The 13,940-nt window shown below is 66.3% G+C and carries 12 protein-coding genes; 10 read left to right on the forward strand and 2 right to left on the reverse strand.

Going from position 1 to position 13,940, the window contains the following annotated elements; genetic code table 11:
• Window positions 1-3: 3 nt before the first annotated feature.
• The 6 genes from AC1MHZ_RS20610 to AC1MHZ_RS20635 all read left to right on the forward strand — a co-directional run bounded on the left by AC1MHZ_RS20610 (window position 4) and on the right by AC1MHZ_RS20635 (window position 6,341).
• Window positions 4-669, forward strand: a complete 666-nt coding sequence (locus AC1MHZ_RS20610) for an amino acid ABC transporter permease (protein WP_482966850.1) — start codon at window positions 4-6, stop codon at window positions 667-669.
• Between the two features lie 30 nt (window positions 670-699).
• A complete protein-coding gene (locus tag AC1MHZ_RS20615) occupies window positions 700-1,575 on the forward strand; it encodes a dihydrodipicolinate synthase family protein (protein ID WP_482966851.1) in 876 nt (291 codons plus the stop codon).
• Between the two features lie 138 nt (window positions 1,576-1,713).
• Complete coding sequence (locus tag AC1MHZ_RS20620) at window positions 1,714-2,994, forward strand: NAD(P)/FAD-dependent oxidoreductase (protein WP_482966852.1); 1,281 nt, start codon at window positions 1,714-1,716, stop codon at window positions 2,992-2,994.
• Entirely contained in the window at window positions 2,991-4,472 is a 1,482-nt protein-coding gene (locus AC1MHZ_RS20625; RefSeq protein WP_482966853.1) for an aldehyde dehydrogenase family protein, read from the forward strand. The genes AC1MHZ_RS20620 and AC1MHZ_RS20625 overlap by 4 nt, the downstream gene beginning before the upstream one ends.
• Window positions 4,473-4,481: 9 nt before the next feature.
• On the forward strand, window positions 4,482-5,507 hold the full coding sequence (locus tag AC1MHZ_RS20630) for a proline racemase family protein (RefSeq protein WP_482966854.1): 1,026 nt from the start codon (window positions 4,482-4,484) through the stop codon (window positions 5,505-5,507).
• Window positions 5,508-5,633: 126 nt separating this feature from the next.
• Window positions 5,634-6,341 carry a GntR family transcriptional regulator gene (locus tag AC1MHZ_RS20635; protein WP_482966855.1) on the forward strand — a complete coding sequence of 236 codons (708 nt, stop codon included), beginning with the start codon at window positions 5,634-5,636 and terminating at the stop codon, window positions 6,339-6,341.
• Window positions 6,342-6,407: 66 nt separating this feature from the next.
• Here the strand turns inward: AC1MHZ_RS20635 and AC1MHZ_RS20640 are convergent, their stop codons facing one another.
• Together AC1MHZ_RS20640 and AC1MHZ_RS20645 are read right to left on the reverse strand one after the other, a co-directional pair.
• Window positions 6,408-7,268, reverse strand: coding sequence for a class II aldolase/adducin family protein (locus AC1MHZ_RS20640; protein ID WP_482966856.1), 861 nt, complete (start codon window positions 7,266-7,268; stop codon window positions 6,408-6,410).
• Window positions 7,222-8,265, reverse strand: coding sequence for an ABC transporter substrate-binding protein (locus AC1MHZ_RS20645; protein ID WP_482966857.1), 1,044 nt, complete (start codon window positions 8,263-8,265; stop codon window positions 7,222-7,224). Before AC1MHZ_RS20645 ends, AC1MHZ_RS20640 begins: the two co-directional genes overlap by 47 nt.
• Before the next feature lie 182 nt (window positions 8,266-8,447).
• Between AC1MHZ_RS20645 and AC1MHZ_RS20650 the strand changes: the two genes are divergently transcribed.
• The 4 genes from AC1MHZ_RS20650 (at window position 8,448) to AC1MHZ_RS20665 (ending at window position 13,694) form a co-directional block, all read left to right on the forward strand.
• A complete protein-coding gene (locus AC1MHZ_RS20650; RefSeq protein WP_465002143.1) occupies window positions 8,448-10,400 on the forward strand; it encodes an oxidoreductase in 1,953 nt (650 codons plus the stop codon).
• Window positions 10,401-10,455: 55 nt separating this feature from the next.
• Window positions 10,456-11,046 (forward strand): cupin domain-containing protein, encoded by a 591-nt coding sequence (locus AC1MHZ_RS20655; protein ID WP_143515221.1) that lies wholly within the window; start codon window positions 10,456-10,458, stop codon window positions 11,044-11,046.
• 115 nt (window positions 11,047-11,161) lie between these two features.
• On the forward strand, window positions 11,162-12,469 hold the full coding sequence (locus tag AC1MHZ_RS20660; RefSeq protein ID WP_482966858.1) for a substrate-binding domain-containing protein: 1,308 nt from the start codon (window positions 11,162-11,164) through the stop codon (window positions 12,467-12,469).
• A 163-nt stretch (window positions 12,470-12,632) separates the two neighbouring features.
• On the forward strand, window positions 12,633-13,694 hold the full coding sequence (locus tag AC1MHZ_RS20665) for a TerC family protein (protein WP_465002141.1): 1,062 nt from the start codon (window positions 12,633-12,635) through the stop codon (window positions 13,692-13,694).
• Window positions 13,695-13,940: the final 246 nt, after the last annotated feature.

Here is a 13,940-nt window from a genome sequence, read left to right on the forward strand (position 1 = left end):
ACCATGCCACTGGATTTCCCGATCGTTCTTGGCTACTGGCCGGTCCTGCTCAAGGGCCTGGCGCTGACCCTGGCCTTCACCGCCACCTGCGCTGTGCTCGGCAGCCTGGCAGGCTTCATACTCAGCCTGCTGCGTCAGGTGCGCACGCCGCTGGTGCGCCTGCCCCTGGCGCTCTATGTGGAGTTCTTCCGCGGCACGCCACTGTTGATCCAATTGTTCTGGGTGTTCTTCTGCTTCCCGGTGGTGTTCGGCCTGGACATCCCGCCATACGTTTCGGTGCTGGTCGCCCTGACCTTGTACATGGCGGCGATCACCAGCGAGACCTTCCGCGGCGCGCTCAAGGCCATCGCCAGCGAGCAGCACGATGCCTGCACGGCCCTGGGGCTCTCGCCACGGGCCAAGGTGCTCTACGTGGTATTCCCCCAGGCCCTGCTGCGCGCCGTACCGCCATTGCTATCGAACGTGGTCAGCCTGTTCAAGGAAAGCGCGCTGATCTCCTCGGTCGGGGTCGCCGACCTGATGTTCGTCGGCCAGAACATTTCCAACAGCACTGCCCGCCCGGTCGAGTTCCTCTCGGCGGTGGCGCTCATCTACTTCCTCGTGGCCTTCCCGCTGACCCGCCTGGTCGGTGTGGTCGAGTCGCGCCTGCTGCGCCGCTACGCCTACTGACTTCCACCCCACCCCCTTGGAGACACCACCATGCAACTGAACGGCATCCTGCCCGCCCTGGTCACCCCCTTCGACGCCGCCGGCAAGGTCGACCACGACACCCTCGCCGCGATCCTCGAACACCAGCTTGCCGCCGGCGTCAGCGGCTTCGTGCCCCTGGGCTCGACCGGCGAATACTACGCGCTGACCAACGACGAACGCCGGCAGATCCTGGCCACCGTCAAGGAGGTGGTGGGCGATCGCGGCACCCTGATCGCCGGCGCCAACGGCTCCTGCACCCGAGAGGTGCTCGAGCAGGTAAAGCAGACCGTCGATGCCGGCTACCGCAACCTGCTGATCGCCCCGCCCTATTACGCGCTGCCGTCCCAGGAAGAGCTGCTGGCCCATTACCAGACCATCCTCGACACCTTCCCCGAGATCAACGTGGTGCTCTACAACTACCCGATCCGCACCAATGTCGAAGTGGGCATGGACGTGATCGCCGCGCTCAACGAGCACCCACGGGTGATCGGCATCAAGGAAAGCAGCGGTAACCTGTTGCGTGCCATCGAGATCGGTGAGAAGTACAAGGGGATCCAGCTGTCCTGCGGGTCCGACGACCAGGCCCTGGACTTCTACCTGTGGGGCGCCAGCAGCTGGATCTGCGGGCCGGCGAACATTTTCCCGGAGAAGGTGGTGGCCTTCCACCGCGCGTTCACCCGCGGCGACCTCAAGGGTGCCCAGCAGGTGATGCGCAGCCTGTTCCCGGCCATGGCCAACCTGGAAAGCGGCAAGTTCGTGCAGAAGGTCAAATACGGTGCCGAGCTGTCCGGGTTCAAGGTCGGCAATGCACGGGCGCCACTGTTGCCGCTGACCGACGAGGAGAAGGCGGCGTTTCGCAAGGTCTACGAAGCGTCGCAGCAATGAAATGAACGGCGAGGCCGCCTTGCGGCCCATCGCGGGTAAACCCGCTCCCACCCAGGGAGCGGCACAGACCTTGTGGGAGCGGGTTTACCCGCGAACGAGGGCGCAGCCCTCGCCCCCCTGATGAGAAGAACCGCACCTATGAACAACCCGCAACCCCTAACGCACCAGACCGTGGTCATCGGCGGCGGCATCGTCGGCGTGTGCTGCGCGCTCTACCTGCAACGCGACGGCCACCGGGTGACGCTCATCGACCCGGCCGCCCCCGGGGACAGTACTGCCAAGTGGAGCTGCGGGCAGATGGCGGTGAGCGAAGTCATCCCGCTGTCCAAGCCGGGCATCCTGATGAAGATCCCCGGTTGGCTGCTCGACCAGAAAGGTCCCCTGGCCCTGCGCCCCAGCGCCCTGCCTGGGATCCTGCCGTGGTTCCTGCGTTTCCTGGCGTGCGCCCGCCCGGCGAAGATTACCCAGATCGCCCAGGACATGGCCCGCCTGACCCAGCATGTATACGAGGACTACGCCCCTTTGCTGGATGCCTGCCCGGACAAGTCCCTGCTCGGCCAGCGCCCGATCCTCGAAGTCTTCGAATCCCCCGCCGCCCTCGCCCACGAGCGCCCGCACCTGGCGCTGCGCCAGCAGTTGGGCTTTCGCTCCGAGGAGCTGGACGGTGCTGCCATCGGCGACCTGGAGCCGGCCTTGGCGGGCAAGTTCCAGCATGGCCTGCTGTTCCCCGATTGGCGCGCAGTGAACGACACCGAAGGTTTCATCGCCGCGCTGACCGAGAGCTTCGTCGCCCAGGGCGGCATCCGTCTGCGCGAGCGGGTGGCGAAGATCGACGAACAGGCCAATCGCGCCTGTGGCGTAACCCTCGGCGACGGTCGGCGCCTACCGGCCAGCCAGGTGGTAGTCGCCGCCGGCACCGGCACCCGGCCGTTCTTCGATGCTCTGGGCGTGAGCATTCCCCTGGCCGGCATCGCCGGCTACCAGGCCGTGCTGCCCCGACCGGGCGTGGAGATCCGCCATTCGGTGATCTACGCCGACGGCGGCTTCTGCTTCGCCCCGATGACCCGAGGCCTGCAGATCGGGGGTACCATCGAGTTCGCCGGCCCTAATGCCGAACCCAATTTCCGACGGGCCGAGATCATCCTGGAAAAAGCCCGCCGGGTACTGCCGCAACTGCGCACCGAGGGCATGACCTTCGGTGTCGGCTACCGGCCCTTCCTGCCAGACACCAAGCCGGTGATCGACCGCTCGCCGCGCTTGAGCAATGTGCTCATGGCCTTCGGTCACGGCCAGCTTGGTCTCACCCTTGGCGCCACCACCGGCCGCCTGGTCGCGGACCTTGCCGCCGGTCGCACACCCGCCCAAGGCCTCACCCCCTTCAGCGCTCGCCGCTTCGCCTTCATCGGAGGACATGCATGAACCGCTACGACCAGCTCTATATCAACGGCCAATGGGTCACGCCCAGCAAGGGCGGCTGCTTTGACACCTTCGACCCCAGCGACGAAAGCCTGCTCGCCCAGGTGGCCGCCGCCACCGCCGACGACGTGGACGCAGCCGTCAAGGCTGCCCGCAACGCCTTCGACGAAGGCCCCTGGCCACGCTTGCCGGGTCGCGAACGCGCAGCCGTGTTGCGCCGCATCGCTGCACTGATCCGCGAACGCCAGCAGGCCCTGGCCGAACTGGAGGTGCGCGACAACGGCAAGCCCTTGCCCGAAGCGCTGTGGGACATTGGCGACACCGCTGGATGCTTCGACTACTACGCAGGCCTTGCCGAACAGCTCGACGAACAACGCGAGCAGCCCATCGCCTTGCCTGACGAGCGTTTCAGCGCCCTGGCGCGCAAGGAACCGATCGGCGTGGCCGGGGCCATCATCCCCTGGAACTTCCCGATGCTGATGGCCGCCTGGAAGGTCGCGCCGGCCCTGGCTGCCGGCTGCACCCTGGTGCTCAAGCCCTCCGAACTGACGCCGCTGACCGCTCTGGAACTGGCGCGCATCGCCGACAAAGCCGGGGTGCCGGCTGGGGTGTTCAACGTGGTCACCGGTCTGGGCGCGGATGCCGGTGCCCCGCTGGCCGAGCACCCGGGCGTGGACAAGCTGGCCTTCACCGGCAGCGTGCCCACCGGCAGCCGGATCATGCAGGCCGCAGCCCGCGACATCAAGAACATCAGCCTGGAGCTTGGCGGCAAGTCGCCGTTCGTGATCTTCGCCGACAGCGACCTGGAAGCGGCCGTGGAGTGGATCCTGTTCGGCATCTTCTGGAACCAGGGTCAAGTCTGCTCAGCCACCTCCCGAGTTCTGGTCGAACGCCCCTTGTATGAACCCTTGCTCGCGCGCCTGGCCGAACAGGCGCGCCGGATCACTATCGGTAATGGCCTGCAGGATGGCGTACTGCTGGGCCCACTGGTCAACCGCGGCCAATACGACAAGGTGCTCCAGGCCATCGCTCGCGGCCACGAGGAAGGTGCCCGCCTGGTGTACGGCGGCGAGCGTCCGGCGCACCTGGACAAAGGCCACTACCTGCAGCCCACGGTGTTCGCCGACGTGCCCGAGGACAGCTGGATCTGGAACGAGGAAGTCTTCGGACCCGTGGTTTGTGTGCGGCCGTTCGACAGCGAAGCGCAGGCGGTGCAATCGGCCAACCAGTCGCGCTTCGGCCTGGGCGCGGCAGTCATGTCCCAAGACATCGAGCGCTGCGAGCGGGTAGCCCGGCAGTTGCGCGCCGGCATCGTCTGGGTCAACTGCTCGCAACCGACCTTTACCGAAGCCCCCTGGGGCGGTTACAAGCAGAGCGGAATCGGCCGCGAACTGGGCGAATGGGGCCTGGCCAACTACCTGGAAACCAAGCAGATCACCCGCTACGACAGCCAACAGCCCTGGGGCTGGTACATCAAGTGAGGTAACGCCATGCGTTGGAAACAAACCCTGCAACTGGCCGAAGTGCATTGCGAGGGCGAGATCGGCAAGGTCATCACTGGCGGCGTGCTGGGCGTTCCCGGCGCGACCATGCTGGACAAGATGAACCATATCAACGAGGTCGACGACAGCCTGCGCCGCCTGGTGACCCTGGAGCCCCGCGGCTGCCTGCAGATGTCGGTCAACCTGTTGTTGCCACCGACCCGCCCCGAGGCCGATGCCGGCTTCATCGTGCTGCAGGCGGACAAGGCCCACCCAATGTCCGGCAGCAACTGCATTTGCGTGGTCACCGCCCTGCTCGAGCTGGGCATGCTGCCGATGCACGAACCGGAAACCACCGTGGTGCTGGACACCCCGGCGGGCCTGGTCACCGCCCGCGCGCAATGCGCCGACGGACGCTGCCTGGGCGTGTCGCTGGACATGGTACCGGCGTTCGTCGAGCACTTGGACCTGGCCGTGGAGACCGACGCGTACGGCACCCTGAAGGTCGATGTAGCCTTTGGCGGGGTGTACTACGCACTGGTCGACGTGGAGCAGGTCGGCCTGGCCATCGCCTCGGAAAACGCCCGCGCCCTGGCCGATGCTGGGGTGGCGCTCAAGGACATCATCAACCGCCAGCTCGACATACAGCACCCGCTGTTGCCCTCGGTCAACGAAGTGGCCTACGTGATGTTCCGCAACCGGGTGGATGCGCACACCTACCAGACCTGCACCACCCTGCCGCCTGGCCGGGTCGACCGCTCGCCCTGTGGCACCGGCAGCTCGGCCAACCTCGCCACCCTCGCCGCCCGGGGCCTGGTGCAGGACGGCGAGCATCTAGTGTCACGTTCGACCATCGGCGGTCAGTTCCAGGTCGACCTGCTGGGCCGCACCGAGGTCGCTGGCCGCCCGGCGGTGCTGCCGCGCATTACCGGCCGCGCCTGGCTGTACGGTCTGCAGCAACTGGGGGTGGACCCCGACGACCCACTGGCGGCAGGCTTCATGCTCAGCGATACCTGGGGCCCAGGCCAGGCCTGACGTCGTGGTTTCAGGCGCACTGCATGCGCGATATCTGCGGCAGCCTTGCAGCCCCAGGGTATTGGCCACTTGATGATAAGCACCACGGCCGGCCTGTATGATACCGCCCAGCCCAACCGAGACCTAATGATGGCCAAAGACAACGAACCCGAAGGCGGCGCGCGCCGCCACAGCGGTCGCTACATCTACGAGGAGCTGCGCAAGCAGATCCTCACCCTCAAGCTCAAGCCGGGAGTGCAATTGGATGAAGTGTCCCTGGCCGCCCAGTTCGGCCTGTCCCGTTCACCGGTGCGCGACGCCCTGGCACGCCTGATCACCGAAGGCCTGGTGACCATCCTGCCGAACCGCACCACCTTGGTGACGCCCTTCGAGATCGAGGAATTTCCCAACTACATCTCGGCCCTGGACCTGATCCAGCGCGCCGTCACCCGCCTGGCCGCCACCCAGCACCGCGATGAAGACCTCGAGGCGATCCGCAAGGCCGATGCGGCGTATCTGAAGGCCGTGACCGACGGCGACTACCAGCACATGTCCGAGCTGAACAAGGCATTCCACATGGCCATTGCCCATGCCGGGCGCAACCCCTATTTCATCAACTACTACGAACGCCTGCTCGGTGAGGGACAGCGTCTGCTGCACCTGCACTTCGACCATATCGTCAGCTCTGCCAGCAACCACCGCCTGGGGCGTGACCATGAAGAAATGATCGCAGCCATCGCCGCCCGAGATGCCGATGCAGCGGAAAAGGCGGCCCATGAACACACGATGCTGTTCCAGCGCCGCTTCCTGGACTACATGCAGCAGAACCTGACGGCGAAGATGTCAGTATCCTGAAGCCCGGCGGCCACCTGCACCGACTCGCCCCGCGATTGGGCCAGCGCCGGCCCCCAGGCGCCTGGCTCAATCGCGATAATCTGGCGCCACCCGCTCCAGCAACCGCAACAGCGCCTGCCATGCCAAGGTGTTGCCATCCGGGTCCGCCAACTCCCCTGCCTTCAACGGCCGCGCCGGCTCGTTGAACTGCCGCTCGGTGTGCGCGCACACCGCATGCGGCGGCACGATCACTTGCCCGGCCTGCAGCGCTGCCAGTTGAATCTCGCAAGCCTTCTCCAGGTAATACATGCGCAAGAACGCCTCGGCCACGGTGCTGCCGACCGTCAACAAACCGTGGTTGCGCAGGATCATCACCGTGTGTTGTCCCAGATCCGCCACCAGCCGCTGCTGCTCGTCCAGGTCCAGCGCGATACCTTCGTAGGCGTGGTAGCCGACCCGGCCATAGAACTCCATGGCTATCTGGTTGAGCGGCAGCAACCCACACTCGAGCGCAGCGACCGCACAGCCGGCGCGGGTATGGGTGTGCAGCACGCATTGGGCGTCTTCGCGGGCGCCGTGGATCGCACCATGAATGACGAAACCGGCCGGGTTGACCGGATAGGGCGAGGGCTCGACCGGGTTGCCCTGCAGGTCGATCTTCACCAGCTTCGAGGCAGTGATCTCGTCGAACAGCAAGCCGTAGGGGTTGATCAGGAAGTGATGCTCCGGCCCAGGCAGGCGTACGGAGATATGGGTGAAGATCAGGTCGGTCATCCGAAAATGCGCGATCAGGCGGTAGCAGGCCGCCAGTTCCTGGCGCAGGGTCCGTTCGGTAGGGGTCATTGGCATTGTCCTGATTTGTGAATGATGAGGCCGCTGCGCGGCCCCGGATATCAACCCATCACTTGCTGGCCCAGGCGTTGAACCGCTGCTCCAGCTCTTCGCCATGATCGACCCAGAACGCCACATCCATGGCCAGCGCGCCCTTGAGGTTCTCGGGCGAGGTCGGCACCCAGCTGGCCAGCCCAGGGGCGAGCTTGGCTGCGGCCTGGGTATTGGTCGGGCCATAAGGGATCTGCTCGACGTAACGCACCTGGGTATCGGGCTGGTTGGCGTAGGCGATCAGCCGCCGCGCCTGATCGGCATGCCTGGACCCCTTGATGATCGCCCAGTAGTCCATGCCATACAGGCTGCCCGGCCAAACCACCGCCAGCGGGCTGCCCTGCTGCGCGGCCACGGCGATGCGGCCACTATAGGTGGACGTCATCACCACATCGCCTGCGGCCAGCCACTGGGGCGGCTGGGCGCCGGCATCCCACCACTGGATGTACGGCTTGAGCTCGGTCAGCTTGGCGAAAGCGCGCTCGACGCCTGCCGGGGTGGCCAGGACCTTGTACACATCCTCGACCTTGACGCCGTCGGCCAGCAAGGCGAACTCCAGGTTGTATACCGCGCGCTTGCGCAGGCCGCGCTTGCCGGGGTATTTCTTCACGTCCCAGAAATCCGCCCAGGAAGTCGGGGCCTGGGCCAGCTTGCTCCGGTCGTAGGCAATCGCCACGCTCCACACCAGTGCCGCCGAACCGCAATCCTGGGCCGCATCAGGTATCAGCTCGGAAGTACCGCCCAGCTGCTGCCAGTCCAGGCGCTCGTAGATGCCCTCGTCGCACCCACGCAACAGGTCCGGGCCTTCGATCTGCACCACATCCCAATCGACATTCCCGGTATCGGCCATCACCTGAATACGGGCCATCTCGCCGTTGTATTCGCTCTGGATCAGCTTGCTGCCGTCCTGGGCACTGAAAGGCTGGAAGATTGCCACATCCTGGGCTTTCTGGCCTGCACCACCATAGCCGACCACGACCATCTGCGGCGCCGCTTGCACACTGCCCAGGCCCAAGGCCAACAGCAGTGCGCAAAAGCCGGTCCTGCGGGGAAATGCATTCATCGCTGGTTCCTCCTGCCGGTGCCTGGCCGGTACAGCCAAGGCCCGCTTTCTTGTTGTTGTGAGGCGCCCCTGCTTGAGAGGTCGAAGGGAACGCTAGTCGCGGACAAGTAAAAAAACAAGTTGATTTTTTACTGTAGCTACACTTTCATGGTGTAAAACAACAACTCACCGGAGCTGCGCGCATGTCGACCGCCTTCGCCCACCTGTTCGAGCCGTTGCAGATCCGTGGCAAACGCCTGAAGAACCGCATCATGTCCACCGGGCATGACACCTGCCTGCCCACCGACAACCTGGTCAACGACAAGCTGATCGCCTACCACCGTGCCCGCGCCGAGGGCGGTGCCGGCCTGATCGTGTTGCAGGTGGCCGGCGTACACGACAGCGCGCGCTATACCTCCCACGTGTTGATGGCCACCGACGACGCCTGCATCGAGGGCTACCGGCGCCTGGCCGAGGCCTGCCACGCGCACGGCACGGTGGTGCTGTCGCAGCTGTTCCACCCCGGCCGCGAGATCATGGAAACGGCCGACGGCCTGCTGGCGGTGGCCTATTCGGCTTCGGCAGTGCCCAACGAACGCTTCCGGGTGATGCCCCGGGCGCTGGACCAGGCGATGATCGACGAAATCGTCCAGGGCTACGCCGCGGCCGCCCGTCGCCTGTACCAGGCCGGCCTGGATGGCGTGGAGGTGGTGGCCAGCCACGGCTACTTGCCGGCCCAGTTCCTCAACCCGCGGGTCAATCGCCGCACCGACGGCTACAACGGCGGCCTGGAGCAGCGCCTGCGCTTCGTGCGCGAGGTGCTGGCGGCGGTACGCGCGGCGACCGGCGAGGACTTCATCGTCGGCCTGCGCATCAGTGCCGACGAGCGTGACCCCGAGGGCCTGACCGAGGACGAGTCGTTGCTGGCCGCCCAGGCCCTGCAAGGCGAGATCGACTACCTGCATATCGTCGCAGGCACCTCCGCGTCGCTCGGCGGCGCGGTGCATATCGTCCCGCCCATGGCCATCGAGCCGGCCTACCTGGCCCGCGAAGCCGGCACCTTCAAGGCGAGCCTGGACATCCCGCTGTTCGTCACCGGCCGCATCAACCAGCCTCAGGAGGCCGAACTGATCCTTGCCCGTGGCCAGGCCGATGTCTGCGGCATGACCCGCGCCTTGATCTGCGACCCGCAGATGCCGACCAAGACCGAGCGCGGCCAGGTCGAGGACGTGCGCGCCTGCATCGCCTGCAACCAGGCCTGTATCGGCCACTTCCACCGCGGCCTGCCGATCTCCTGCATCCAGCGCCCGGAAACCGGCCGGGAGCTGCAATACGGCACGCTGCAACGCACCACCGCACCCAAGCGGGTGATGGTTGCCGGCGGTGGCCCGGCCGGCATGAAGGCCGCCGCCGTGGCGGCCGCGCGTGGCCACGACGTGACCTTGTACGAGGCCGGCCCGCAGTTGGGCGGCCAGGTACTGCTGGCCCAGCTGCTGCCCCGGCGCAGCGAATTCGGTGGCGCCAGCACCAACCTGCAACGGGAGATGGAACTGGCCGGGGTGCGCGTGGTGCGCAACACCCGGGTCGACCGCGCCCTGGTCGAACGCGAGCGCCCGGACCTAGTGATCGCCGCCACTGGCGCTACGCCCTACTGGCCCACGTTCGAGCGCGACGGCCAGATGCAGGTGGTGGACGCCTGGCAGGTGCTGCGCAACCAGGCCACCCTGGGGCGCTCGGTGCTGGTGGTGGACTGGCGCAGCGACTGGATCGGCCCCGGCATCGCCGAACGCCTGGTGCGCGACGGGCACCAGGTGCAGTTGGCGGTCAACGGCACCCACTGCGGCGAAAACCTGCCGCTGTACGTGCGCGACCAGATGGCCGGCGAGCTGCACCGCCTGGGCATTGCGATCACGCCCTATGCCCGCCTCTACGGCTGCGACGACAACACCGTCTACCTGCTGCACACCGCCAGCGGCGAGCCGATGATCTTCGAAGGCATCGACACCCTGGTGCTGTGCCTGGGCCATCAACCCCAGGACACCTTGGGCGAGGAGCTGGCCGGGCTGGTCGAGGTCAGGCGCGTCGGCGACTGCCTGGCGCCACGCACCGTCGAGGAGGCGATCCATGACGGCCTGACGGTTGCCTGGGCGCTCTGAGGCTGGTCATACTGCCGCTTTCCCGATGGACCGACGCCCAATGAGCGAGCAACCCATGACGCCGACGCCCGCCGCCGAAGCAGGTGGCGCGGCCCCGCATTTTCTCGGCACCCGCATCCGCGGCCTGCGCAAGCGCCGCGGCATGACCCTGGCGGAGCTGGCCAAGCAGAGCGAACTGACCGCCGGCTACATCAGCCAGCTGGAGCGCAACCTCTCCTACCCGTCGATCCCGGCGCTGTTCAACATCGCCCGCAGCCTGGGCGTGACCATCCAGTGGTTCTTCGCCAGCGAGGCCAGCACCGCCCCTGAAGACCAAGGCTACGTGGTGCGCCGCAACAGCCGCCTGAGCGTGCATTACGAGGACGGCATCGTCGACCAGCTGCTCACGCCCCAGCCCAACCGTCAGCTGGAAATCCTCCATTCGCGCTTTCCACCGGGCACCTACAGCCAGGAGAGCTACAGCCATGAGGGCGAGGAAGCCGGGTATCTGCTGTCGGGCCGTTTCGAGTTGTGGGTGGGCGAGCGGTATTTCCAGCTCAACGAAGGCGACAGCTTCAGCTTCTCCAGCCAGGAACCACACCGCTATGGCAACCCCGGGGACGAGGATGCCGTGGTGATCTGGGTGATCACGCCACCTACGTTCTGAGCCTGGGGCACCGCCAACCCGCTCCCAGAGGGCCGGCACAGGCGACCTCACTGTCATCTTCCAGTCACCGCCCTGTCGTAATCTGCGGCCCAACGCCACGCCACAGGTTCCCAGGATGCTCCGCCTCCTTGTCTTGTTGTGCTGCCTGCTGCCCCTGCCGGCCCTGGCCGAGCCGGTGCAGCTGCGCATCCAGGGCTCCAACACCATCGGCGCCGCCCTCGTTCCGGCCCTGGTCCGGGGCCTGCTCGAGGCCCAGGGCGCCACGGCCATCGAACAGGCGCCGGGCGAGCACGCCAACGAAACCCAGATCCGCGCCCTGAATGCCCAAGGCCAGCCCCTGCACATCGATATCGCCGCCCACGGCTCCAGCACCGGTTTCATCGCTTTGGGCGACGCCAAGGCCGACCTGGCCGCCGCCTCCCGGCCCATCACCGACAGCGAGGCCCAGCGCCTGCAGGCGTTGGGCGACCTGCGCGACAAGGCCTCGGAGCAGGTCATCGGCCTGGATGGCGTGGCCGTGATCGTCCACCCAGGCAACCCCCTGTCGCAGCTGACCATCACCCAGTTGGCGCAGGTGTTTTCCGGCCAAGTACAGCGCTGGGAGCAGTTGGGCGTGGCCGGCGGCACGATCCGCCTGTATGCCCGCGATGATCGCTCCGGCACCTTCGAAACCTTCAAGGCCCTGGTGCTGGAGCCAGGCCATCATGGCCTGGCGCCCCAGGCGCAGCGCTTCGAATCCAGCGAAGCGCTGGCCGAGCGGGTCAAGGCCGACCGCCAGGCCATTGGTTTCAGTACCTTGACGGCCGTGCATGGCGCCAAGGTCCTGGCCATCGCCGAGGGTGATGCCCCGGCCCTGCTGCCGACCCGTGCCCGGGTGGCCAGTGAAGACTACCCGCTGTCGCGGCGCCTGTTCTTCTACCTGCCCGCCCACCCCACCCCGCTGGCACGGGCCCTGGCCGAGTTCACCCAGAGCCCGGCAGGCCAGGCGATCGTCGCCCGCCAGGGCTTCGTTTCCCAGCAGATCCAGGCCCTGCCGGTGCCCAGCCAGGCGGACATGCCGGCGCGCTACCGCACCCTGGCCAGCCAGGCCCAGCGTCTGACCGTCAGCTTCCGCTTCCAGGCCGGCAGTGCCAACCTCGACAACAAGGCGTTGCGCGATGTCCAGCGGGTCGCCGACTACCTGCGCCAGGCCGGCAAGCTCGATCATCAGGTCGTGCTGGTCGGCTTTGGCGACCCCAAGGCAACCCCCGGGCGTGCCGCCCTGCTCTCGCGCCTGCGGGCCATGGCCGTGCGCCGCGCACTGGCCCGTCATGGCATCGAGGTGAGGGAAGTGGCCGGCCTGGGCGACGAATTGCCGGTGGCCGATAACGATCAACAAAAGGGACGTTTGCGTAACCAAAGGGTCGAAGTATGGGTGTACTGAAGGCTGGGTTAGCGGCGCAAAAAAATGTAACAGCCTGCCATTCGGCAGCGCCGGGAAACCGGTCTAGGCTCAAACCCATGTGATACCGGGCCCCTCTGACGGCTGCCGAGCCGCCATGTCGGATCACTGTTGCCATGCAACGTCGACATTCAAGGAGGGGCTCATGACGGCTCTGCTCACATTCCTCACCACTCCGTTCCTCGGTACCAGCGCCTGGTTGTGGCTGGTGTTCGTCGCCATCGTCATCGCCTTGCTGGTGCTGGACCTTGGCGTGCTGCACCGCAAGGACCGGGAAATCGAAATGCGCGAAAGCCTGCTGCTGTATGCAGGCTATTTCAGCGTGGGCGTACTGTTCGGGGCGTGGGTCTGGTACGAGCTCGGTGCCCAGTCGGCGCTGGAGTTCTACACCGGGTTCCTGGTGGAACAGTCGCTGTCGATGGACAATGTGTTCGTCATGGCGATGATCTTCGGCTTCTTCGCCATCCCCCGCCGCTACCAGCATCGGGTGTTGTTCTGGGGCATCCTCGGCGTGGTGTTCCTGCGGGCGATCATGATCGGCGTGGGCGCGGCGCTGGTGCAGCACTTCGCCTGGGTGTTGTATCTGTTCGGCGCCTTCCTGCTGTTCACCGGGGTGAAGATGGCCCTGTCGAAGGAAGACAGTCACCCCGACCTGGCCAACAACCCGGTGCTGCGCTTCGTACGCCGGCACATGCGGGTCACCGAGCAGATCCACGGCCCACATTTCTTCGTGCGCCTCACCCCGCCCGGCCACAGCACCGCCCTGCGCCATGCCACGCCGCTGTTCCTGGCCCTGGTGCTGATCGAGCTGGCGGACCTGGTGTTCGCCGTGGACAGCGTGCCGGCCATCTTCGCCATCACCCAGGACCCGTTCATCGTCTACACCTCGAACATCTTCGCCATCCTCGGGCTGCGTTCGCTGTACTTCGCCCTTGCGGCGCTGATGCACCGCTTCGTCTACCTCAAGTACGCGCTGGCACTGGTGTTGATCTTCATCGGCTGCAAGATCTTCTATCACGGCATGGTCGGCAAGGTACCGGCGTTGCTGTCGCTGGGCGTGACGTTCGGGTTGCTGCTGGGCGGGGTCCTCTTGTCGCTGTTCAAGACCCGGGCCGCTTCCCCGTCCACGGCCCAGGATGGCGATGCGCGGCCGCCCAAGCAGGCCACTACCCAGGCGCCGCAGGAAGAGAAGACCGGAGCGCCCTGAACCCAACGAATGCCTCATCGCGGGACAAGTCGGGTATCCGTACAGCCACTCCTACAGATTCATCGCTGCCTTCAAATGTGTCGCTTATCTGTGGGAGGGGGCTTGCCCCCCGATTACGGTCACCGTCATTCCTACTGAATAAACGCCGCCAGCCCAGGCGCCGCCAAATGCGACGTCAGGAGGCCGAGTGGAAGCCTTGCGCAGGTGGGTGCCAGGCATGGATGCCTGGCAAGCGGCGCAGGGCCA

It is taken from the genome of Pseudomonas sp. FA-1 (assembly GCF_056856075.1).